This window comes from Rhizobium sp. UFLA01-1127 (assembly GCF_059803845.1).
Genome location: NZ_JAUQTZ010000050.1, coordinates 1 through 19,993, shown reverse-complemented (window position 1 = coordinate 19,993; position 19,993 = coordinate 1). Strand labels below are relative to the sequence as shown.

Genomic DNA, 19,993 nt, shown 5'->3' with positions numbered 1-19,993 from the left:
GGGAGTGTCAAAGCCCTCTCTCGTCGAGGCGGGCCGCCAATTGCTGCCGAGCGCGATTGATCCGGCTCTTCACCGTGCCGATCGCACAACCGAATTTCTCTGCGGCGGCATCATAGGACTGTCCCTCTATGACCACATATTCAAGCATGACACGATAGGGCTCCGGCAAGAGGTTGCAGGCTTTTTCAAGCTCCTTTGCGCGGATGGTCCATTCTTGCGGCGGCGGGATGACGCCATCGCCCGAAATGCACTTCTTCGCACCTGGAGCCTCGCGCTTGGCAATGCGGAACTTCGTGCAGAACGTATTGCGCATGATCGTGAACAGCCACGATTTCAGCCGGGTACCCTGATCGAACTGGCTGAGATTGGCGAGTGCCTTCGTCAAGGTTTCTTGAACCAGATCATCGGCGTCGTTCGCGTTTCTGTGAAAGGTTCGTGCAAACGCGCGAAGGGCCGGAATAAGTTCTACAATTTCATTTTGCAGATCGGCTGTTCGAGGCATATCGGTCACAGCTTTTCTCCTTGGAAAACGGCGTAAAGGCGACATTCCCGGCTTTGGCTCGCAACGCCCGGTCCCGTCGGCTGTCACCAATGACATGGCACGGCGCCCGGCGCCTTTCGGACGTCGGACAAAACCACCGGTGATCTTGATGTGAGCAAACTTGCTGTTCGCTATGCGTTGCGATGGGTATTTCAGGAGCTTCGGGAGACCTTCAGATCTCACAAGCTCCTTCCATCTTTCAAGGGAACGGCCGCATCCTGCGCTTGTTCCATGAAAATCCAAATTATCATGTGAGGGTCGCGGCACGAAGATCGGAATGGAACAGTGCCGGTGGAATCTCGGCTATCGCTCGATAGTGCCGTTGCGGCGAATCTTGCGCTGGAGAAGCAGAATTCCATAAAGCAGAGCCTCCGCGGTCGGCGGGCAGCCAGGCACATAGATATCGATGGGAACGACTCGATCACAGCCGCGCACCACCGAATAGGAATAGTGATAATAACCGCCACCGTTGGCGCAGGAGCCCATCGAGATGACATAGCGCGGTTCGGGCATCTGGTCGTAGACCTTGCGCAGGGCCGGCGCCATCTTATTGCAAAGGGTGCCCGCGACGATCATGAGATCCGATTGCCTGGGGCTGGCCCTGGGCGCCGCGCCTGTACGCTCTACGTCATAGCGTGGCATGGACATCTGCATCATCTCGATGGCGCAGCAGGCAAGTCCAAACGTCATCCACATCAATGATCCTGTTCGCGCCCAGCTGACGAGCTCATCCGTGCTCGTGACGAGGAAGCCCTTGTCGGCGAGCTCGCTATTGATCGTCCCCATGAAGGGATCGCCGCCCGGAGCCTGACCGGGATGCTGAAAATCGCTGATGACAGAGCGGTCCTTGAAGGAAGACATGGTCCGATCTCCCGCGGAAAGATACTTCTAACTTCCGCCGGCCCGGCTTGTTCCGGCCATTTTGCGCGTGCCGGCCTGGAATTCTTCGCGACGACAAAAATCCGAAAATCCGGAAACAACCGCCCGATTGTCCAGTTTGAAGGCGGCAAACGGATGAAAGGAAATATCCCATGTTGTCCAAGATGATCGCAATCTGTGCCTTGTCGATCGGCATGGCCACCGCGGCCATGGCCCAGCAGTCAGGTTCCGGCGACACAGGCTCCGGCGGGTCGGGTAGCGGCAACGGTGCCGCGACAGGCTCGCAAAACAACGGCACCTCCAACGGAAACGGGGGCGCAAACAGCAACGGTTCGACCGGCACCAACGGCACTCCGAACACCGGTGGTCAATCGCAAGACTGCAACGCAATGAAAACCGGCAAGAATACAATGCAGAACAATAGCGCGCAAAACAGCCAGTCGGACGACAGCACGACGGCGAAGAATTGTCAGCATTAAAGAAAGCTTACAAGGCTCTTGAGCCCCGTCCGGCGTGCCGGGCGAGCGCACATCGCTGCCGGCAATATACCGCTGGACAACCCCGATCGCGGATTGCCGGCGGAGCGTGCCAATCGAGGAGTATCATCATGATGAACAGTGCCCTGGAACTCGCAAACGAATATCTTCGGCTGGGCGGCCACAGGCTTTTGGTAATGGACGATAATATCCTGTCGACCCAGAGTTGGGAGGCGGATCCGCCCGAAGCCGAAACCTTCTGGAAGCAGGAAATCGAGATTCTTGCGCCAAGGCAGCGCAGCGAGGTCATGTCATTCCTGCCTTCTATCAATGTCAGCTGACGCCATTCAGCCGGCACCGGTTTCTCGCCGCAGCCGTTAGAGCATGATGCCGAAAAGTGTGATCGGTTTTCGGACAACATCATGCTCTGCTTCTTTGTTTCCGGAGCGGATTCAGATTTCAGGCCGATCCGACCTAAAATCATCCGGTTCTAACCTCGAGCGGGAACAAGCCGATCCGAATCCGGTTGGGAATATATGGCAAAGACAGGAACAATCCGCATCGGCATATCCGGATGGACCTACGCGCCCTGGCGCGGTGTTTTCTATCCCAAGGACGTGACGCAGAAACGGGAACTCGCCTATGCCTCCAGGCAATTCCCATCCATCGAAATCAACGGTACCTTCTACAGCCTGCAACGTCCCGATACATTCGCGCGCTGGCGGGACGAGACACCGGATGATTTCGTCTTTGCGATCAAGGGCTCCCGCTACATAACGCACCTGCAAAGGCTTCGCGACATCGAATTGCCGCTTGCCAATTTCATGGCGTCGGGCCTGCTGCGCCTGGGACCCAAACTCGGACCGATCCTCTGGCAGTTTCCGCCGCGTCTGCGCTTCGAACCGGAGCTGTTTTCCGCCTTCATCGGCATGCTGCCAAAGAACACGGATGAGGCGTCAAGCCTCGCGAGACGCCACGACGCGCGACTGGACGGCCGCGACTGGCTCAAGACGGATGAGACGAGACCAATCCGCCATGCCTTTGAAATCCGCAACGAAAGCTTCGCGAACGCCGATTTCATCGAACTGCTGCGGGAGTATCGGATCGGCCTCGTATGCGCCGACAGCGTCGAATGGCCGCTGCTCATGGATGTCACCGCGGACTTCGTCTATTGCCGCCTGCACGGCTCGGAACAACTTTACGTCAGCGGCTATGACGACAAGGCTCTGGATGCGTGGGCGACGCGCATCGACGACTGGGCGCATGGACGCGAGCCCGCCAACGCCAATCGCGTCCTGAAACCCGCGAAAAGATCGCGAACCGGCCGTGACGTCTATGTTTATTTCGACAATGATGTGAAGGTGCGGGCACCCGCCGATGCGCGGCGGCTCAGCCAGCTTCTTGGGTTGCCCCAACAGGAACAAGCGTTATCTCATCGACCGCGCAAGAAACCGCACAGGCGGGATATATCCGAACAAGGGCACCAGCATCAACCAGGCTAGGAGCCGACGCGGGCTTCTTCGAGTTGACCCCAAGCAGGGTCCCAGGCCACACCTTCCGACAGTTCAACATAGATCGGCCGCATGTACTCGTCGGCCATTTTGTTGCGCGCCGCCCGAAAGGCATCAACAGGCTCCATTTCCTCGCCGGGAAAGACCGTGTCATCCTCTCCGGGCGGCGTCACCTTGCGAAGGAATCCCCGGATTTGATCGCCGGAGTGATAGAACTTGACGACAATGGAGTCCGGCGGCACCGCATCCTTGCGATATCGGTAGTAGGTTTCCATTTTCTCCTCCTGACATCGGCTGGCTGACACCGGGCCACGTCCGGCGCGCGCAGGGAACGCCTGCTCGATCGAACGGCCAACCGTATTGGTCGGCGTTTGTTCAGCCAATCGGTCTTATTCCGAACCGCTTTCGTCGGGCTTGGTTCCCCCCCGTATGATCGAGAGTCGCACAGGATCGTCCGCTCAATTGCCCCCAAAGGCTTGAACGGCATCGCCTCGCTCGGAAGCCTATCCGATTTTTTTCGGGCGACCACCTTTTGCACCGTTCGCACGGCTCGCGGCAATTTTCGCCGGTGACCGGGATTGTCCTCCACGGCGCTGAATGTCCATAAACGCCTTCGTCCCAAATATCCCGTTCATAAGGCCAGCGATCGAATAGTCCATATCGAGGCTTTCCCAGTGCAACCCGGTTTCCCCGAGAAGCTCCACCTCAGCCAGCTGCTGGATAGTAGCCTCTTGCATCCCTTCCAGAGACCGGGCGGGGAACATAAAGGATGCGCCGTTCGCAAATTCGACAATGACCCGCTCCGATGAACCGTCGGAGGGGCATAGGCGGAGTAACTTTGCCTGAAGCAGCACGCAGTTCTGCTCGGCAACCTCTGGCGCTGCGGTGAGTGAACCGAAATATGTGCTGGCCCGCAACTCCCGCGATAGTGCGCGCAAGCCGCCTTGTGCCACAACAACCGAGGTCACTCTTCACCGATGTCGCTGCCGGCGTCGACGCTGTTGCGGACATTGGATACTTTGTCACATCCATGTCATGAAATACGCCGACACGTCGTGCCTGATCAAGAGTGGGTACCCAAATGGATTATTTCAGACGTTTCAACTTTCTGTTCGCAACGCCAGCCTTTGACAGCGAGGATCTGGAGGGCGCCCGCTACAACCAGATTGTCGAGGAGATCGAGCGCTCCGGTTTCGAGGTCGTGCGCGCTCGTAATCTCGAAGATGCGGAGATCGCCGTGCAAACGGACGCTGCCATCGGCTGCATGCTGGTTGACTGGGGCAAGAAGGGGCTTGAAGGCAAGACGGCCGCTCTCATCAATCTGATGCGCCGGCGTGGCCTGGAATTCCCGATCATCCTTCTGATCCGCCGCAAACGCTTCGAAGACGTGCCGGTCGAAGTGCTCGATTTCATCGACGGCTATGTCTTCCTGTCCGAAGAAACGCCCGCCTTCATCGCCAAGAGCCTTATCAGCCGTCTCAAGCAATATGCCGAGACGCTGAAGACGCCGTTTTTCGGCGCGCTGGTCGATTATGCCGAAGAAGGCAACCAGCTCTGGACCTGCCCTGGCCACAATGGCGGCATCTTCTACAGCCGCAGCCCGATCGGCCGCGTATTCATGGAGCATCTGGGCGAAGCGGTATTCCGCGACGACCTCGACAATTCCGTGCTCGATCTCGGCGACCTTTTGACCCACGAAGGGCCAGCGCTCGCAGCACAGAAAGAGGCCGCCAAGATCTTCGGCGCCGAAAAGACCTATTTCGTCCTGAACGGCACTTCCACCTCCAACAAGGTCGCGCTCTCGGCGCTCGTCACCGACGGCGATCTCGTGCTGTTCGACCGCAACAATCACAAGGCCGCCCATCATGGCGCCTTGATGATCTCGGGCGGCATTCCGATCTATTTGCCGACCATACGCAACGTCTATGGCCTGATCGGTCCGATGGATTTCGCTGAAATGGACGAGGACGCGCTGCGCGAGCGCATCCGCACCCACCCGCTGGTGAAAGATCCGGAAGCCTACAAGAAGCCACGCCCGTTCCGTGTCGCCGTCGTGGAGCAATGCACCTATGACGGCACCATCCACAATGCCGAGATGATCCTCAAGCGCATCGGCCATTTGTGCGATTACATCCTCTTCGACGAGGCCTGGGCGGGCTTCATGAAATTTCATCCGCTCTATGCGGGGCGTTTCGCCATGGGCCTTGCCGATCTTGGTCCGGACGCGCCCGGTATCATCGCGACGCAATCCACCCACAAGCAGCTCGCAAGCTTCTCGCAGGCCTCGCAGATTCACATGAAGGATCGGCACATCACCGGCCAGAAGCGCCGCGTGGAGCATCGGCGCTTCAACGAAAGTTTCATGCAGCACGCCTCGACCTCGCCTTTCTATCCGCTGTTTGCCTCGCTCGACGTGGGCGCGCAGATGATGAAGGGCCGCTCGGGCGAGGTGCTTTGGGACGATACGATCCGCCTCGGCATCGAACTTCGCAAGAAGATCCGCGCCGTGCGCCGCGAATTCGAGGAGAAGGAACATCGCCCGGAGCGCCGCTGGTTCTTCGAACCTTTCGTGCCGGACCGGGTGGCGATCCCGGATGTGGCGAGCCCTGGCGCGGTGCATGACGTGCCTTGGGAAAGCGTCGCCACCGACCAGCTCGCCACCAATCCGGCCTTCTGGCACCTGACACCCGGTGCGGCATGGCACGGCTTTTCGGGAATGGAGCCGGGATTTGCCATGACCGACCCGAACAAGCTCACCCTGCTCACTCCCGGACTCGATCGGGCGACCGGAAAATACGCCGAGCACGGCATACCGGCGCCTGTGGTCGCGCAATATCTGCGCGAAAACCGCATCGTTGCGGAAAAGAACGACCTCAATTCGCTGCTGTTCCTCCTTACCCCCGGTGTCGAAGCCAGCAAGGCCGGCACGCTGATCAGCGGCTTGGTCGCCTTCAAGAAACTCCATGACGACAATGCGCTGCTCGAGGAGGCAATTCCGGAATTCTATCGCCGCCGGCCGGGCCGCTATGCGGGCGTGCGGCTGCGCGATCTCTGCGCCGAGATGCACAATTTCTTCCGGCAAGCCGATGTGAGCGCCCTGCAGACGAAGCAGTTTTCCGCTGAACACCTGCCGCCGATCGCGATGTCGCCGCACGATGCCGCCCGCTGCCTAGTGCGCAACGATGTGGAATATCTGCCGATCGACGCCATTGCCGGCCGCATCGCGACGACACCCTTCGTAGTCTATCCTCCGGGTATCGCGACCATCGTGCCAGGCGAGCGCCTGACGGAACGAGCAAAACCGATGATCGACTACCTCAAGATGTTCGAAACCTGTTTCAACACCTTCCCCGGCTTCGAGGTGGAGATTCAGGGGCTCTATCGCGAAGTCGATGCATCCGGCAGAATCCGGCTCTACACCTACGTCGTCGCGGAATAGGCTCGGAAATTCAGGTTCGATCATGAAGCAGGATAAAACAATCGTCGTTCGCCCGTCCCGGGAGAGCGACGTCGATGCCATGCTGGCGATCTATCGCCGCCACATTCACCGCGGCGTCGAGGCTGGAGTGGACGATAGCGACACGCCGCAACCGGACGATCTGCGCGAACGGCGCAAGAATCTGAAGGACCGCCGCTTCCCGCATGTCGTTGCGATCGAGGGTGAGAAGGTCCTGGGTTATGCCTATGTGGTGCTGTTCCGCAAGCGTCCGGCCTATCGCTATACGGTCAAGCACTCGATCTACGTGCATCACGACCATGTCGGCCAGGGTGTGGGAAGCCTGCTTATGCGCGGGCTGATCGACGCCTGCGCCGCGGCCGGTTTCCGGCAGATGATCGGCTATATCGATGCCGACAACGCGGCCTCGCTCGCCTTGCACGAACGCTTCAGCTTCGTTCGCGTCGGCCTGCTGCCGGCAGTTGCCTATCGTTACGGCCGCTGGGCCGACACCGTGATGGTGCAGCGCTCGCTCGGTCCAGGCGCAACCACACAGCCCCCTCCTCCGCCGCTCTCCACCCGCTGAAACAAACGGGATCGGCGGCGCCGAACGGTTGCTGCAAAGATCGCTCGCCTATACCGTCGGTGGCATCGTAGCGGGCCTGAAACCCAGTACAAAGTCCACGACCTTGGACGACGACATTTCGCAAGGCTTGAGGGCAAGCCTTGCTCCTGCGAGTACATAAAGATTGAAGCTGACGACATCGGTCCCGCCAAGCTCCTCGCCGTAGAGCCAGATCCGTTTCCCGTCGGCCGACCGCTTGACCGTCACGCCCCAGGGCCGACCTTGAAAGCGCCCCTCCATGTAACCGTCGGGCAGTTCCGCAAGTAGATGTTCGAACTCCGGCAATTCGTCAGGCGGCGGCTTTGCGGCGCGGTTCGTCATGGCGCCAGACATTCGTCACAGATGCCGCAGCCGTCCTCGTCCATCTTCCTCGCCGATCGCAGCCTTCGACAGCAGAGACACTCTGTGCCGTCCGCGCACGGTTCCTCATCGCGCTCGGGCGGCGAGATCTCCATAAGCGGCTCGGAAAGCGGATCGAATACAGTTTGGCCCATCATCAGGCTCCGTATTGGGGGATGAATAAGAGATAGGAAGCCTCGACTGCATCTCAAGGCGCCGTTTCATGGCTGGCGCAGGGCGATCCCCCGTTCTGTCAGGCACAGCAACCGAGCCGGTTTGATATCGTCATCAAGGATGATATGTTCCGTATTTGTTTCAGCGTCCGCAATTGAAGGCCGTGCTGAACTTGCGGTTTGATGACTGAGACCACCATGAACCAAATGAGCACTGGCCCTGTCCGAAAGATCATCCATGTGGATATGGATGCGTTCTATGCATCGGTCGAGCAGCGCGACAATCCCGAGCTGCGCGGCAAGCCGCTTGCGGTCGGCGGATCGGCGGCGCGCGGCGTGGTGGCGGCGGCAAGCTACGAGGCTCGCGCCTTTGGCGTCCATTCGGCCATGCCTTCGGTTACAGCGAAGCGCAAATGCCCGGATCTGATTTTCGTGCCGCCGCGCTTCGACGTCTACAGGGCGGTATCGCAGCAGATCCGCGAAATCTTCGCCGAATATACGCCGCTGATCGAACCGCTATCGCTCGACGAAGCCTATCTCGACGTCACGCAGAACCTCAAGGGTATGGAGGTTGCAACCGAGATCGCGCTGGAGATCCGGACCAAAATCAAGCAGGTCACGGGGCTCAATGCCTCGGCCGGCATCTCCTACAACAAGTTCCTCGCCAAGATGGCGAGCGACCTGAACAAGCCCAACGGCCAGGCGGTGATCACACCGAAGAATGGGCCGGCCTTCGTCGAAACGCTTCCCGTCAAGAAATTCCATGGCGTCGGGCCTGCGACCGCCGAGCGCATGCGCAAGTACGGAATCGAGACGGGGCTCGATCTGAAATCGAAGCCCCTCGCCTTTCTGCAGGAGCATTTCGGAAAGGCCGGATCCTATTTCTACGGCATCGCCCGCGGCATCGACGAGCGCCAGGTGAAAGCCAACAGAATTCGCAAATCCATAGGAGCGGAGGACACATTTGCCGAGGATATCGACGATCTCCAGCTGGCGACGGCCGAGTTGCGCCCGCTTGCCGAGAAGGTCTGGCGCTACTGCGAGACCGGCGGCATCGGCGCCAGGACGGTGACCGTGAAGATCAAATATTCGGACTTCACCCAGGCGACGCGCAGCCGGACAAGCCCCTTTCCCGCCGCCGATGCCAGCGGCATCCTCGATGTGGCATCCGCACTTCTGGCAACCGTCCACCCGTTCGCCCGGCCTGTGCGGCTGCTCGGCATCACGCTTTCGTCCCTGACGAACGGAGAAGGCGACGACGACCTGTCGCGGACCCAGCTTGATCTCGGACTTTGAATTATGCAGCGGATTTAAGGTGCTGCGGCGACCTTTTGCGCGTCATATGTGACGCTCGGCGCTGTGGTGCCAGGAATCGAAAAAGCCTGCCGCGGGAGGAGGTGCGGCAGGCTTTTCGAAAAGAACCGAACAGCGACTGGGAGGAGGAGTGCCGCTGTTCCTACAAACGACCCTTGGGAGGAGGAGCGGGCCGTCTGAAACACGAAGCTTTGCGGGAGGAGGTGCATCGCTTCGTTACAAGTGGTTTTACTCCCTGCGTCGCGGATCGCCAGCATCTATGCTGCAGTGCAGCTATGCGCTTGCCGCAATCCTTCCGCGGCAAACGCCTGGATTACAGTCACCGTCTCCCAAATCGAGCGAGCACGGCGGGCGTCTGGCTCACGGACTTGCCACGAGCCATGGGTCGGCTTCGGCCAAGACCCAATGGCTTATCATCGAATCTTCCATTTCAGGCCCCAGCTTCGATCTTTTCGAGGGAATCTCGGCTCTCCGGCGCGCCTGCGGCCAATTCGTTCGGATTCCATTCATGTGAAACGAATAAACTGGCAGCAGACAGCTCAGCGATCCGCAGGAAAGGCCAATACTCCCGATAGATCGGCCTTTCATTCGTCAGGCGTGGTTCTGACGAAGGAGATAATGATGGAACATGATGAAAACTCGAGATTTGAACGGCGGCAATATGCGCGAAAGGCGCTTCTGACCGTCATCGTTTGTGCCGCGCTTGCAGCTTTTGCAGCCTGGCTCATCCAGCCCGAAACGGCCGCAGCCAAGCTGCACACGCCGTCCACACAGCCAACGGCATCCGTCATGCCGCTTTAGGCAGCTCATTTAAGGGCTATAGGCTTTCGATCCGGCGATTGCGCTCGCGTTGCTGCCATCGCGCCATTCTCAGAAATATATGCTCCGCAATCCACTTAAATTGGTGGGCCCGGCAATCGCTAAGGGCATCGTTACCAGATATTGTCGATCAAGGTACTAGACAATCAGGATTCAGTGGACGTAGACTTGCATGATGAACCGACGCCAAAAAGAAAGCGATCATGCTTTGATCTCATCCGGAGCGGCTACGTCAATGCCGATGGCTCTTACCTGGATACGGGGCTGACGAATGCTGTTTGATCCAAACATGTCACGATCGCGCTGGCCCCTGCCATTTCGCCGGCAATCATGGGAGACGTTGATCGGTCTGGTCTCGGTAATCGCATTGGTCGGGATCATATGCGCAAATCTGCCCAGCGCATGGACCGTCGAGCGGAACGTGTCGCTGGCTTCTTCGAACCATGACGGACACTGACGGGTTGGGATCGTTCTGCCGCTGATGTAAAGCGATCGGACCGCCACCTCACGTCCGCGTCTACCGAACGCACGGTTCGAACGATCGTCTTCCTCATTCTACTTTCAGTGCACGCATTGCGCCCTCCTGCTTACCATACTGAGGCACCGGGGCGGCATCGCAGCCCGCAGCGACGGATGCGCTTTCAGCGTCTTCAATCGCGGCAATCTTCATATTCCCAACGGCAAAATGGACCTTAAGCGCGATGACGTTCCGGGCACCTCAGATGCAGGCCCGCTCACATCAGGCTTTGGTCTGAACACCCATGCGACCCAAGCCCCAACTTGCCCGACTGAAGCCTCAGGAAAGGAACAGATCCGGACGAAGCCCTGTTTTACCGACAGCTCCGTCAATGACGGACGAATGGAAGGTGAAAGGAGATTCTGATGAAAACGAAAGTACTTAGTATTGCGACACTCGCGCTTGGCCTGACCGCCGGATGTGCCTTTGCCCAGTCGTCGACCGTCACGGGTGCTGCCGGTGGTGCCGTTACCGGTGCCGTTGTCGGCGGACCGGTCGGAGCCGCCGTGGGCGGTGTGGCAGGCGCCATCGTCGGTACTGCCATCGATCCGCCGCCTCAGAAGGTCGTCACCTATGTCCGCGAACAGCCCCTGCCTGAAGAGGGAACGGTTGTCCGCGAACGGGTGGTCGTCGGCCGGCGATTGCCGGATACGGTCGTTGTGCGAACCGTTCCGCAGAATCCACGATATGCCTATGCGGTGGTCAACCACGAACGCGTGATCGTTGAGCCCTCATCGCGCAAGGTTATCCAGATTCTCAACTGACCACTTTGGAGAGCGGAGAGCCGCTCTCCAACCCCCTCTTCCAGCTCGCCGTTGCAGTACCTGTTCCGGTTTGAGAGACAAGGCGAGCAGACCGCCAGGTCCTATCCGCTCAATCCAGCGCTCTCGCGCAATGGTTCCCGCAGACGGCTATCGCGCAGCCTTCCGTCTCGCAGGCACACCATGCCATGCATGCCGCCTATTTCATGCTGCAAAATTGCCTATCGCCGGATCGGCCAGCGTCCGGGGGAAAAGCCCGACCCGGCGATAGAGCCGGTGGGCGGACCGGCTATGAAGCGGCGTTCGCTGACGCCGAACCCTCGAAACGATGACCGAGGGATTTGCCGCCCGGGCATTCGCCCGGCGATGCGCCTAGCCCGAAAGGCCGTCAGCGCGACGTTTTCAATCGGCAGTTACCGCATCGCTGTCAGACGGGGCCGAGGTTTCGGATTTTCTTTCCAGCGCGTCACGGACTTCCGCGATTTTTCCCGAATTTGTTCCGACGCCAAGAATGCTCTTTGCTTCAGCAAGCGTCTGGTCCGTCACCGGCTTGTTCGACAGTTGCGCCAGAGCCGAACGCAAGGCGTTGTCGCTGAGGGCCGGATCTGTCGGCACGGCCGTCGTTCCATATTGTATTTCGAACTCTGCATATGCCTTCACATAGGCAGCGAGCGCTGCCATCTTGGGATCCTTAGAGTTCAAATAGGCATGGTAGTCTCTTCTGAGCGAGCTGAGCCTGCCTTCGCCGGGCTTTGAGACGTGCGTCTTCGAGCTTGCGCTATGCGCTTTGGAGTGCTCGTCGGCATCCTGCGTCGTCGCCGTATTCGTGGACTTACCGCTTGCATCATCGCCGGACTTTTCATGGCTGTCATGGTCGGATCTTCCCTCGCCATGGTCATGGCCACCGCCGTTGCCGTTGCCGCCGCCATCTCCGCCCTTGGCGAAAGCTGTCTGCATGAGGCCGATGGCGGCCCCTCCCACGGGAACGACGGCCAGCGCCAGGCCAAGGCTTGCAGTACCGATGATAGAACGGATTTTCATGTGCATTTCCTTTACAAACAAGACGTCCGTCGCCTGCGGCAGCGGCGGTATTCAGCAAATCATTGCGCACTACAATATTGCCGAAATCTCATGTTTCTACACCGGTCGGACCTATGCCTTGGGTATTCGGACCATGGTCTGATTGATGGCGCCCGATGGTCCCTTAAATTGTGGGGTCCCGGCAGCAATACCGTCTTCGCATGGCAAGGCAGGCGGTAAAGGCCTGTAACAGTTGACACTCCCTCCCGCTGAGATAGCTATGAGGGGTTGGGAGATCAGTGCTCATTATGCCAATTCTGCGAGCAAACAGTAAATACAAGCTATCTCTGGCAGGTCTTATCGAACGCTGGAACTCGCAATCCTTGACCAGGCAGTTTCTGCTCGCGGGCGGCTTCGTCGCAATCTGTGCGATGCTCGCGGTCGGCTCCTTCGTTGCAGGCCTGATCGAAAATGCCGTGACACGTAATTCCGCGGCGACGACGGCCCTTTACGTCGACAGCGTCATCGCCCCGCTTCTGCCCGACATGCAAACCACCCAGGTTCTCGACGACACGGTAACGCGAGCCCTTGACGAGACACTCGGCCAGGGCGCGCTCGGCACGCGGCTGTTTTCGTTCCGCCTGTGGCGCGGCGACGGAACGATCCTCTATTCCAGCAACAAGGATCTTTCCGGCAAACGGTTCCCACTTTCGAAAAGTCTCCGAACCGCTTTTTCCGGCCGAATGGTCGCCAAATTCAATCACATCGATGATGTCGAAAGCGTTGCCGAGCGCAATAGCGGCAAACCGCTCCTAGAAATCTACAATCCGGTGCTGCAGCCCTGGTCGGGCAAGGTCGTCGCCGTCTCCGAGTTTTACGAGGTTGCCAACGATTTCGAATGGAGCCTCACCCAGGCCCGCCTGTTGAGCTGGCTTGTCGTTGCCTTGTTTACGCTGACATTCTTCGCCCTTCTGTCGATCATCGTCATGCGTGGCAGCCGCACCATCGACAACCAGCGCAAGGCGCTCAATGGCCGCATCGGCGAACTGTCGACGCTTCTTCTGCAGAACGAGGCTTTGCGCGCGCGCGTCCAACGCGCAACCCAGCGCGCAGCCGCGCTCAACGAGAGCTATTTGCGCCGCATCGGCGCCGACCTGCACGACGGTCCCGCCCAACTGGTTGCTTATGCCTCCTTGCGTCTGGACAGTCAGACCCTCGTCAGCCCCACTGCCTTGCCGGCCGAGCGCGAGGCATCGCTGCATACCATCAAGGCCAGCCTTGACGACGCCATGACGGAGATCAGAGGGATCTGCAGCGGGCTGATGCTGCCGCATATCGAGACGGATAATTTGGCCGATCTCCTGAAGCGTGCAATCCGCGCCCACGAGCGGCGCACCGGTGTCGCCGTCGCGCTCTCCGTGGGCACGACACCGACGGACCTTTCCACCTCCGCCAAGATATGCGTCTATCGTTTCGTCCAGGAAGCCCTGAACAACGGCTATCGTCATGCCGGCGGAATCGGGCAAAAGGTCGCGCAATCCTTCGAGGACGGTCAGGTCGTCATCGAGGTTGCCGATGAAGGGCCGGGATTCGATCCGAAAGAGGTCGGCCCGCAAAAGCTCGGCCTTGCCGGCCTTAGAGACCGGGTCGAAAGCCTTGGCGGTACTTTTCAGCTTTTGTCATCGAGCAGGGGAACCAGCGTACGCATGTCCCTGAACATCGAGGAAATGGAGCAGGCATGACAGCGGAAATCAGTTTGGCAGTCATAGACGACCACCCTCTCTTCAGAGAGGGCGTCATCAGAAGCCTCACCGAAATGGATGGGTTCAGCATCGTCGGCGAAGGCAGCAGCAAGGAGGATGCTCTGCGCATAGCAACGGAACATCGCCCGGACATCTTGCTGCTTGACATTTCCATGCCCGGAGGAGGGCTGGACGCCATTTCTCTCATACTCGGCCAAATGCCAGACCAGAAGATCGTGATGCTGACTGTCTCCGAGGCAAGCGACGACGTGATGGCCGCGCTCAAGAGCGGTGCGAAAGGCTACGTTCTGAAGGGCGTCGGATCGCGGATGCTCGCCGACATCATCCGCAGCATTGCCGCCGGTGACAGCTATGTCGCACCGACGCTGTCGGCGCGTCTGATTTCGGAAAACGGATCGGCCGCTCAGGTCAATCCCTTCAACGCGCTGACGGATCGGGAAAGGGAAGTGCTGGAGCTCGCTTCTGCGGGCTTGAGCAACAAGCACATAGGACTGAAGCTCGACCTGCATGAAAAGACCATCAAGCATCACATGACGCAGATCTTCGCCAAGCTCGAGGTAAGCAACAGAACGGAAGCTGCCATGGCGTTCCGGGATGAGATTGAAAGGCGCCGTCAGTGAAGGAAGGATTTGAGCCGCTGCTCGTCCGCGGTCGTCGCAGTGCGGTTGATGATGGTGCGGCCCTTTGAATCCCTCATCACGTAGCGTCCGCTTCGTATATTTTCGCTCATCCCATCCTTGTGGTGAACGGTAATCGAGCCATTGCCGTCATCGCTCGATTGATCGGAATCGACCTGGCTTTGGGTTGCGCTCTTGGCGCTGGACGACTGGCCATTATCCTTTCCTTTGCCATTGCCATTGCCATTGCCACTGCCGTTCCCGTTTCCATTACCGTTGCCACCGCTGTTGCCGCTATTGCCGCCGCCGTTGCCATTACCGTTTCCGCCGCCGTTGCCATTGCCTCCGCCATTACCGTTTCCGCCACCGTTGCCGCCGCCATTGCCGTTACCCCCTTTGGCCTCCGCCATCTGCTGTACGAATGTCGCGGAAACGCCGTGTATTTTGACGGTGTAGGGCAGTGCCGTGTTGACCAGGGTCAGCGATAGACACGGCAGGACAGCGATAAGCTTTCGACGCAATGACACCTGTAGCCTCCTGAGGCTCCGATTGGATCCGGCAACGAGCAGCCGCTCCCTGGCACGAAAGCGCCGCTGCGCATCGCCGATTGGCAAGGTTCTGATTCCCATATCAAATCGCCGCAACAACGTAAGGGGTCAAGTCTTAATCAAGCGGAGAAAGCCCGGTTTGGACTTCAGCAATCGCACGCGAGACCTTTTGGCGACGGGGCATCAGACCAACGTCGGAGGCAGAAACGGACTGAAGCCCAATTGCGTGATTGCGTGATTGAAAGCGCCTTTCGCCAGCCGATATGACTACGGGCACGCCGGGCCATGCCGACGCAAATGCAATGGCCGGGACCCTGATGACATCTCTGCGAGAACCGGCAGGCGAAACAGGTCACGCCCCGCGCGACCGATCCGATGGAGAGGGAACCATGACGACCCAAGACTGGAGGATATATCTGGCCCGTTCAGCTCCACCGGGCGCCATATTGGATTTCTCCGCCGCCGAATTCGCTCTCGAGGTCGCCATCAATCTGCGCTATTGCCTGAACCTCGTTCGGCCGACGCCGGAATGCATTGATCTTGCCGAGTTCGTTTTGCTGCGCGCCGCAGATTACGGCAAGGCAAGAACGGACGATAGGTCGCATTTGTTCGCCGAGGCGGAAAATGCGCTTGCCCAGGCCACAAGGCTGCTCGAAATAGAGCTTGACTATTGCTCAAGGCGGGAAATGAAGCAGGACTGCGATCAAGCCGCCTGAATTCCCCGCCGATTTATCGGCTTCGTCGATCGTCGGAAATCGCGAAAGCGTTAGGGCATGCAAGCCGCGAGGAAGTAGCCGAGATCGGCGGGCGGGAGGGCATCACCGACCGAACGGTTCCCGCGCCTTGACGGGTCAAAGTGAACCGTTCAGCCAAAGCATTGTCGGCGTGCCCAGAACGACCACGGCCACCGCCACCGAAACCGTCATCTTTATCGCTTTGATGCGCCGTGTCCTGACGCCGCTCCAATCATAGCTCACAATTACTAACCCTCGCAAATCATTAGAGATTCGCAAACTAGGGGCAACCTGCCTTTCGGCAAGGGAAGGAAGTGATTCGTCCACAAGGGATAAAGGAGGGTCGGGCGCACCCACCTGGAGCCTCTCGCTCGCCTTATATGAAGAGTTAGAGGATGCCGACGTTTTCCGCGTTAGACTTTCCGGTTCTGCGGTCCTCGCCGAGATCACAGGCAACTTTGGTGCCCTTATCGGGCGAGCCACCGCTCCGAAGCGCGGAGATGTGGAGGAACAGGTCTATCCCACCCGATGCCTGCAACGTCACGGCATATCTCGTCTGCCCGAGGTTGAAGGAGTCGAAAAAGAAGTTCAAGAGCTACCTGATTGACTACTGCCACATGGATATTGCCGAGGTGCGGACGGCGGAAGACAGGCTCTGTCACCTTGTCGCAATTGACCGAACATCAGTGGACATCCGAGCCAAAACGATTGAGGTTAAACCCGATCCATCAAATGACGGGACTGAATGCCTAGTGTTTCGTGCAATCGCCGATCGGGCGACAGCGGTCCAGCGAGTGTTTTGGGTCGGTCGGACGAGTTCGAAGCATTTCCGTTGTGTATTCAGCCAAATGCTTTGACAAGCGCGCGATCTGCTGCCCAAAGAAGGACAAATGGAGCTGCTCCGGTAAATTGCGGAATGGCTGTGCGCAACCTGCCATTCATATGCTCACCAAGGAACCGTTCGACCGAGATAATCCAGATATTCCAGGCCCGGCTTTCCTCGTTGACCGAGAAGTACGTTCACCAGATTCGGAACGCTTTCCTCGATCGTCAGCCGTCCGTCCGGGCCGCCCATATCGGTCCTGACCCAACCAGGAGCCATGAGCACCAATGCCCGCGCATCGCTCGCGTGCCGGGCGGCGTAGCTGCGCATCAGGGTGTTCAAGGCCGCCTTGCTGCCGCGATAGACTTCCCGCATGCCCGTCGTGTTGTTGCTGACACTGCCCTGCCCCGACGACATCACGCCGATCAGCCCCGCGGGCGAGACAAGGTCCTGCAGGCCCTCGACGGTTCGCATCGGGCTGAGCGCGTTCGTCACCATGACGCGGATGAATTCCTCGGTCGTGACCTCGCCGATCGTTTCGGTCGGGACATTGGTCGTGCCTGCGTTGACGAACAGAATGTCGAGAACGCGGCCATTGAGACGCCGGCGCAGTGACGCAAGCTGCTCCGGTTCATTGATGTCGAGCATTTCGATGTTGACGCGGCCGCCGGAGCTGTCTGCCAGATCGTGAAGCTTCGTCCTTGATGCCGACGCCCGCACCGTGCCGATGACGGACCAGCCCTTCTTGAAGAATTCTTCGGCCATGGCGTGACCGAGCCCACGCGATGCGCCGACTATGAGGATGGTGCCTGTGGAGGATGATGAGGGCATGTCGCATGCCTCCTTTGCTAGTTGCCGTAAGGCCAATATGAAAGTGCAATATGGATTTCGCCAGACGCAAGGAGTGCAAAGAATAGTTGCGCTGGACGCTATGCGGCCGGCCCGATATGATCTACGCAATCATCATGGAAGATATCGACCTCAATCTCCTCGTGGCGCTTGACGTCCTGCTTGCCGAAGGCAGCGTGACCGAGGCGGCGAAGCGGCTGGGACTTAGTCCGTCCGCCATGAGCCGGACGCTGTCTCGGCTGCGCTCCGTAACGGGTGACCCGTTGCTCGTCAGGGCAGGCAGATCTCTTGTGCCGACGCGCTTTGCCGAAAGCCTGCGCGATCGTGTCCACGCCGTAACCCAAGATGCGCAGACCATTCTGCGGCCGGCCGCAAGCGAACTCGATATTGCAACCTTGGAAACCACCTTTTCGATCCGCGTCAGCGAGGCCTTTCTTGAACTGATGTCTGCGCCCCTCGTGTCGGCCATTACCGAAGCCGCCCCTCGCGTTCGCGTCCGGTTCGCACTCAAACTGGACAAGGAGCCGCATACGCTGCGGGAAGGACTGATCGATCTGGAAATCGGCGTACTGGGCGTGCCCGCACCCGAGTTGCGCACGCGTCTGCTTATTCGCGATCGACTGGTCGGGGTGGCACGGGAAGGCCATCCCGTGCTGGCGGGCGGGGCGGTGACGGCGAAGCGCTATGCGGCCGGCGGCCACATCGCCGTTTCCAGGCGGGGAGAATTTGCCGATGCGGTCGACGAGGCCTTGGAACGGAAGGGTCTGAAACGGGAAATCCGCGTTGTCGTGCCAGGCTTTCCGGATGCAATGAGAATAGCAGCATCGACGGATTTCATCGCGGCCGTCCCCCTCTCCTGCCTCGGCAGGGGCAAAGTGAACGAGGGGGTGGCCAGGCTTGGCATTCGCAGCTTCGAATTGCCGTTCGAAACGCCTGAAATACTCATCGCCGCCATATGGCACCCGCGCGCCGATGCCGATCCCGCTCATCGATGGCTGCGCAATATCGTGGCGCGCGTGTGCCGCTCCATCTACCCATGAATCGATCCCCCGGAAATGGATGAAACGGCGCGGTTTCTTTCGGCAGCCTGGCGGTGTTCGGCATGTCCTCGGCCAGGAACTATTTCGCAAACGGGTGTCGGAATCCCGCCGGGCCGGTCGTCTTTAAGACGGACAAGCACGGAGAGCCGCAATGACGATAACGATTACCGCCTTTGAAAACTCGCCCGATCGCGGCAGAGGTCTGGCGCGCGATATGCGCGTTCGCTGGGCGCTCGAAGAGGTCGGGCAACCTTACGAGGTGCGCCTGCTTTCCTTCAGGGCAATGAAGGAGCCCGCACATATCGAGCTTCATCCCTTCGGGCAGATTCCCACCTATGAAGAAGGCAATCTCGTCTTGTTCGAATCCGGATCGATCGTGTTTCATATCGCAGAACGCCACGCAGGCCTGTTGCCCGACGATGCAGGCGCGCGAGCCCGCGCGATCACATGGATGTTTGCCGCGCTTTCCACAATAGAGCCGCCGATCATCGAGCGTGCGACCGCAAGGTTCCAGGAGCGCGATCAGACCTGGTACGAGCAGCGCCTGTCCATGATCGACGAACGCATCCGCCAGCGGCTGAACGAGCTTTCCGCTCGGCTCGGCGACGCCGACTGGCTCGATGGCGCGTTCAGCGCCGGCGATCTTCTGATGATATCGGTCCTGCTGAGGCTGAAGGAATCAGGCATGCTGCGCGAATATGAAAACCTTTCGGCCTATGTTGCCCGCGGCGAAGCCCGGCCCGCATACAGGCGCGCCTTCGAGGCTCAGCTTGCGGTTTTCGCCGCTGCATCGGCAAGCTGATATCGCTTCGCTCCGGGCCGCCAGTATGCGCGAGGCCATGGGTGTCATGAGAAAATGGAGGCGATCGCGGCTCCAGATGGCAGCCGAGTGATTGGCGCGCAAGACACCAATCGGGAAAAGCGGACATCCGCAAGGGCGAACACGCCGTCATTTAAAACGCCGGCGGCTTTTGGCCGGCGGCACGATGTGCGGCGCTCACTGTCACGAGCGCCATCACTCACCCCATGCGTTCGGAAGCGTAGGAGCCTGGGCTTGCCGGGAAGACGACGGTGCGGTTGCCGTTGAGGAAGGTGCGGAAATGGATATGCGCATGGATGGCGCGGGCGAGAACCTGGCTCTCCACATCGCGGCCGATCGAGACATAGTCGTCGGCCGACTGCGCATGCGTGATGCGCGCCGTGTCCTG

At 59.4% G+C, this 19,993-nt stretch carries 21 protein-coding genes and 2 pseudogenes; 14 read left to right on the top strand and 9 right to left on the bottom strand.

Features of this window, described 5'->3' with window-relative positions:
• Nucleotides 1–7: 7 nt before the first annotated feature.
• Complete coding sequence (locus Q4Q11_RS14820; RefSeq protein ID WP_498569981.1) at nt 8–502, bottom strand: sigma-70 family RNA polymerase sigma factor; 495 nt, start codon at nt 500–502, stop codon at nt 8–10.
• Between the two features lie 342 nt (nt 503–844).
• Nucleotides 845–1,402, bottom strand: a complete 558-nt coding sequence (locus Q4Q11_RS14815; protein ID WP_498569963.1) for a NuoB/complex I 20 kDa subunit family protein — start codon at nt 1,400–1,402, stop codon at nt 845–847.
• Nucleotides 1,403–1,575: 173 nt separating this feature from the next.
• Here Q4Q11_RS14815 and Q4Q11_RS14810 point away from each other — a divergent pair, with 173 nt between their 5' ends.
• The 3 genes from Q4Q11_RS14810 (at nt 1,576) to Q4Q11_RS14800 (ending at nt 3,398) form a co-directional block, all read left to right on the top strand.
• Nucleotides 1,576–1,899: an oxidoreductase gene (locus tag Q4Q11_RS14810; RefSeq protein WP_498569962.1), complete on the top strand. Its 324-nt coding sequence runs from the start codon at nt 1,576–1,578 to the stop codon at nt 1,897–1,899.
• 128 nt (nt 1,900–2,027) lie between these two features.
• Nucleotides 2,028–2,237, top strand: coding sequence for a hypothetical protein (locus tag Q4Q11_RS14805; RefSeq protein WP_498569961.1), 210 nt, complete (start codon nt 2,028–2,030; stop codon nt 2,235–2,237).
• 195 nt (nt 2,238–2,432) lie between these two features.
• Nucleotides 2,433–3,398 (top strand): DUF72 domain-containing protein, encoded by a 966-nt coding sequence (locus Q4Q11_RS14800; protein WP_498569960.1) that lies wholly within the window; start codon nt 2,433–2,435, stop codon nt 3,396–3,398.
• Here the strand turns inward: Q4Q11_RS14800 and Q4Q11_RS14795 are convergent.
• Together Q4Q11_RS14795 and Q4Q11_RS14790 are read right to left on the bottom strand one after the other, a co-directional pair.
• A complete protein-coding gene (locus Q4Q11_RS14795; RefSeq protein WP_498569959.1) occupies nt 3,395–3,790 on the bottom strand; it encodes a DUF2934 domain-containing protein in 396 nt (131 codons plus the stop codon). The two genes, Q4Q11_RS14800 and Q4Q11_RS14795, sit on opposite strands and share 4 nt — an antisense overlap.
• Nucleotides 3,791–3,910: 120 nt before the next feature.
• The gene (locus tag Q4Q11_RS14790) at nt 3,911–4,261 is read right to left on the bottom strand and encodes a DUF2442 domain-containing protein (protein ID WP_498569980.1); all 351 of its coding nucleotides are present in this window, start codon (nt 4,259–4,261) and stop codon (nt 3,911–3,913) included.
• A 227-nt stretch (nt 4,262–4,488) separates the two neighbouring features.
• On the opposite strand from Q4Q11_RS14790, the gene Q4Q11_RS14785 reads away from it, so the two are divergent.
• Together Q4Q11_RS14785 and Q4Q11_RS14780 are read left to right on the top strand one after the other, a co-directional pair.
• A complete protein-coding gene (locus Q4Q11_RS14785; protein WP_498569958.1) occupies nt 4,489–6,846 on the top strand; it encodes an Orn/Lys/Arg family decarboxylase in 2,358 nt (785 codons plus the stop codon).
• A 22-nt stretch (nt 6,847–6,868) separates the two neighbouring features.
• Nucleotides 6,869–7,429 (top strand): GNAT family N-acetyltransferase, encoded by a 561-nt coding sequence (locus Q4Q11_RS14780; RefSeq protein ID WP_112512597.1) that lies wholly within the window; start codon nt 6,869–6,871, stop codon nt 7,427–7,429.
• A gap of 48 nt (nt 7,430–7,477) precedes the next feature.
• Here the strand turns inward: Q4Q11_RS14780 and Q4Q11_RS14775 are convergent, their stop codons facing one another.
• Nucleotides 7,478–7,801 (bottom strand): hypothetical protein, encoded by a 324-nt coding sequence (locus tag Q4Q11_RS14775; RefSeq protein WP_498569957.1) that lies wholly within the window; start codon nt 7,799–7,801, stop codon nt 7,478–7,480.
• A gap of 377 nt (nt 7,802–8,178) precedes the next feature.
• On the opposite strand from Q4Q11_RS14775, the gene dinB reads away from it, so the two are divergent.
• The 3 genes from dinB (at nt 8,179) to Q4Q11_RS14760 (ending at nt 11,394) form a co-directional block, all read left to right on the top strand.
• Nucleotides 8,179–9,276 (top strand): DNA polymerase IV, encoded by a 1,098-nt coding sequence (dinB, locus tag Q4Q11_RS14770; protein ID WP_498569956.1) that lies wholly within the window; start codon nt 8,179–8,181, stop codon nt 9,274–9,276.
• 639 nt (nt 9,277–9,915) lie between these two features.
• Entirely contained in the window at nt 9,916–10,095 is a 180-nt protein-coding gene (locus Q4Q11_RS14765) for a hypothetical protein (RefSeq protein ID WP_498569955.1), read from the top strand.
• A gap of 900 nt (nt 10,096–10,995) precedes the next feature.
• Entirely contained in the window at nt 10,996–11,394 is a 399-nt protein-coding gene (locus tag Q4Q11_RS14760) for a DUF1236 domain-containing protein (protein WP_112512603.1), read from the top strand.
• Nucleotides 11,395–11,793: 399 nt separating this feature from the next.
• On the opposite strand, the gene Q4Q11_RS14755 is transcribed toward Q4Q11_RS14760, so the two are convergent.
• Entirely contained in the window at nt 11,794–12,432 is a 639-nt protein-coding gene (locus Q4Q11_RS14755) for a hypothetical protein (protein WP_498569954.1), read from the bottom strand.
• 287 nt (nt 12,433–12,719) lie between these two features.
• Between Q4Q11_RS14755 and Q4Q11_RS14750 the strand changes: the two genes are divergently transcribed.
• Complete coding sequence (locus tag Q4Q11_RS14750; RefSeq protein ID WP_498569953.1) at nt 12,720–14,153, top strand: sensor histidine kinase; 1,434 nt, start codon at nt 12,720–12,722, stop codon at nt 14,151–14,153.
• Nucleotides 14,150–14,794, top strand: a complete 645-nt coding sequence (locus Q4Q11_RS14745; RefSeq protein ID WP_113214235.1) for a response regulator transcription factor — start codon at nt 14,150–14,152, stop codon at nt 14,792–14,794. Before Q4Q11_RS14750 ends, Q4Q11_RS14745 begins: the two co-directional genes overlap by 4 nt.
• Here Q4Q11_RS14745 and Q4Q11_RS14740 read toward each other — a convergent pair.
• Nucleotides 14,788–15,318, bottom strand: coding sequence for a hypothetical protein (locus tag Q4Q11_RS14740; protein ID WP_498569952.1), 531 nt, complete (start codon nt 15,316–15,318; stop codon nt 14,788–14,790). The two genes, Q4Q11_RS14745 and Q4Q11_RS14740, sit on opposite strands and share 7 nt — an antisense overlap.
• 410 nt (nt 15,319–15,728) lie before the next feature.
• On the opposite strand from Q4Q11_RS14740, the gene Q4Q11_RS14735 reads away from it, so the two are divergent.
• A complete protein-coding gene (locus Q4Q11_RS14735; RefSeq protein WP_113214234.1) occupies nt 15,729–16,055 on the top strand; it encodes a hypothetical protein in 327 nt (108 codons plus the stop codon).
• Nucleotides 16,056–16,599: 544 nt separating this feature from the next.
• Nucleotides 16,600–16,759, top strand: a pseudogene (locus tag Q4Q11_RS14730) (IS481 family transposase); the annotation flags it as partial.
• 260 nt (nt 16,760–17,019) lie between these two features.
• Here Q4Q11_RS14730 and Q4Q11_RS14725 read toward each other — a convergent pair.
• Nucleotides 17,020–17,727 carry an SDR family NAD(P)-dependent oxidoreductase gene (locus Q4Q11_RS14725; RefSeq protein ID WP_498569951.1) on the bottom strand — a complete coding sequence of 236 codons (708 nt, stop codon included), beginning with the start codon at nt 17,725–17,727 and terminating at the stop codon, nt 17,020–17,022.
• A gap of 134 nt (nt 17,728–17,861) precedes the next feature.
• Between Q4Q11_RS14725 and Q4Q11_RS14720 the strand changes: the two genes are divergently transcribed.
• Nucleotides 17,862–18,785: a LysR family transcriptional regulator gene (locus Q4Q11_RS14720; protein ID WP_498569979.1), complete on the top strand. Its 924-nt coding sequence runs from the start codon at nt 17,862–17,864 to the stop codon at nt 18,783–18,785.
• A 151-nt stretch (nt 18,786–18,936) separates the two neighbouring features.
• Entirely contained in the window at nt 18,937–19,587 is a 651-nt protein-coding gene (locus tag Q4Q11_RS14715; RefSeq protein WP_498569950.1) for a glutathione S-transferase family protein, read from the top strand.
• A gap of 217 nt (nt 19,588–19,804) precedes the next feature.
• Here the strand turns inward: Q4Q11_RS14715 and purU are convergent.
• Nucleotides 19,805–19,993: pseudogene (gene purU / locus Q4Q11_RS14710) on the bottom strand (formyltetrahydrofolate deformylase); the annotation flags it as partial.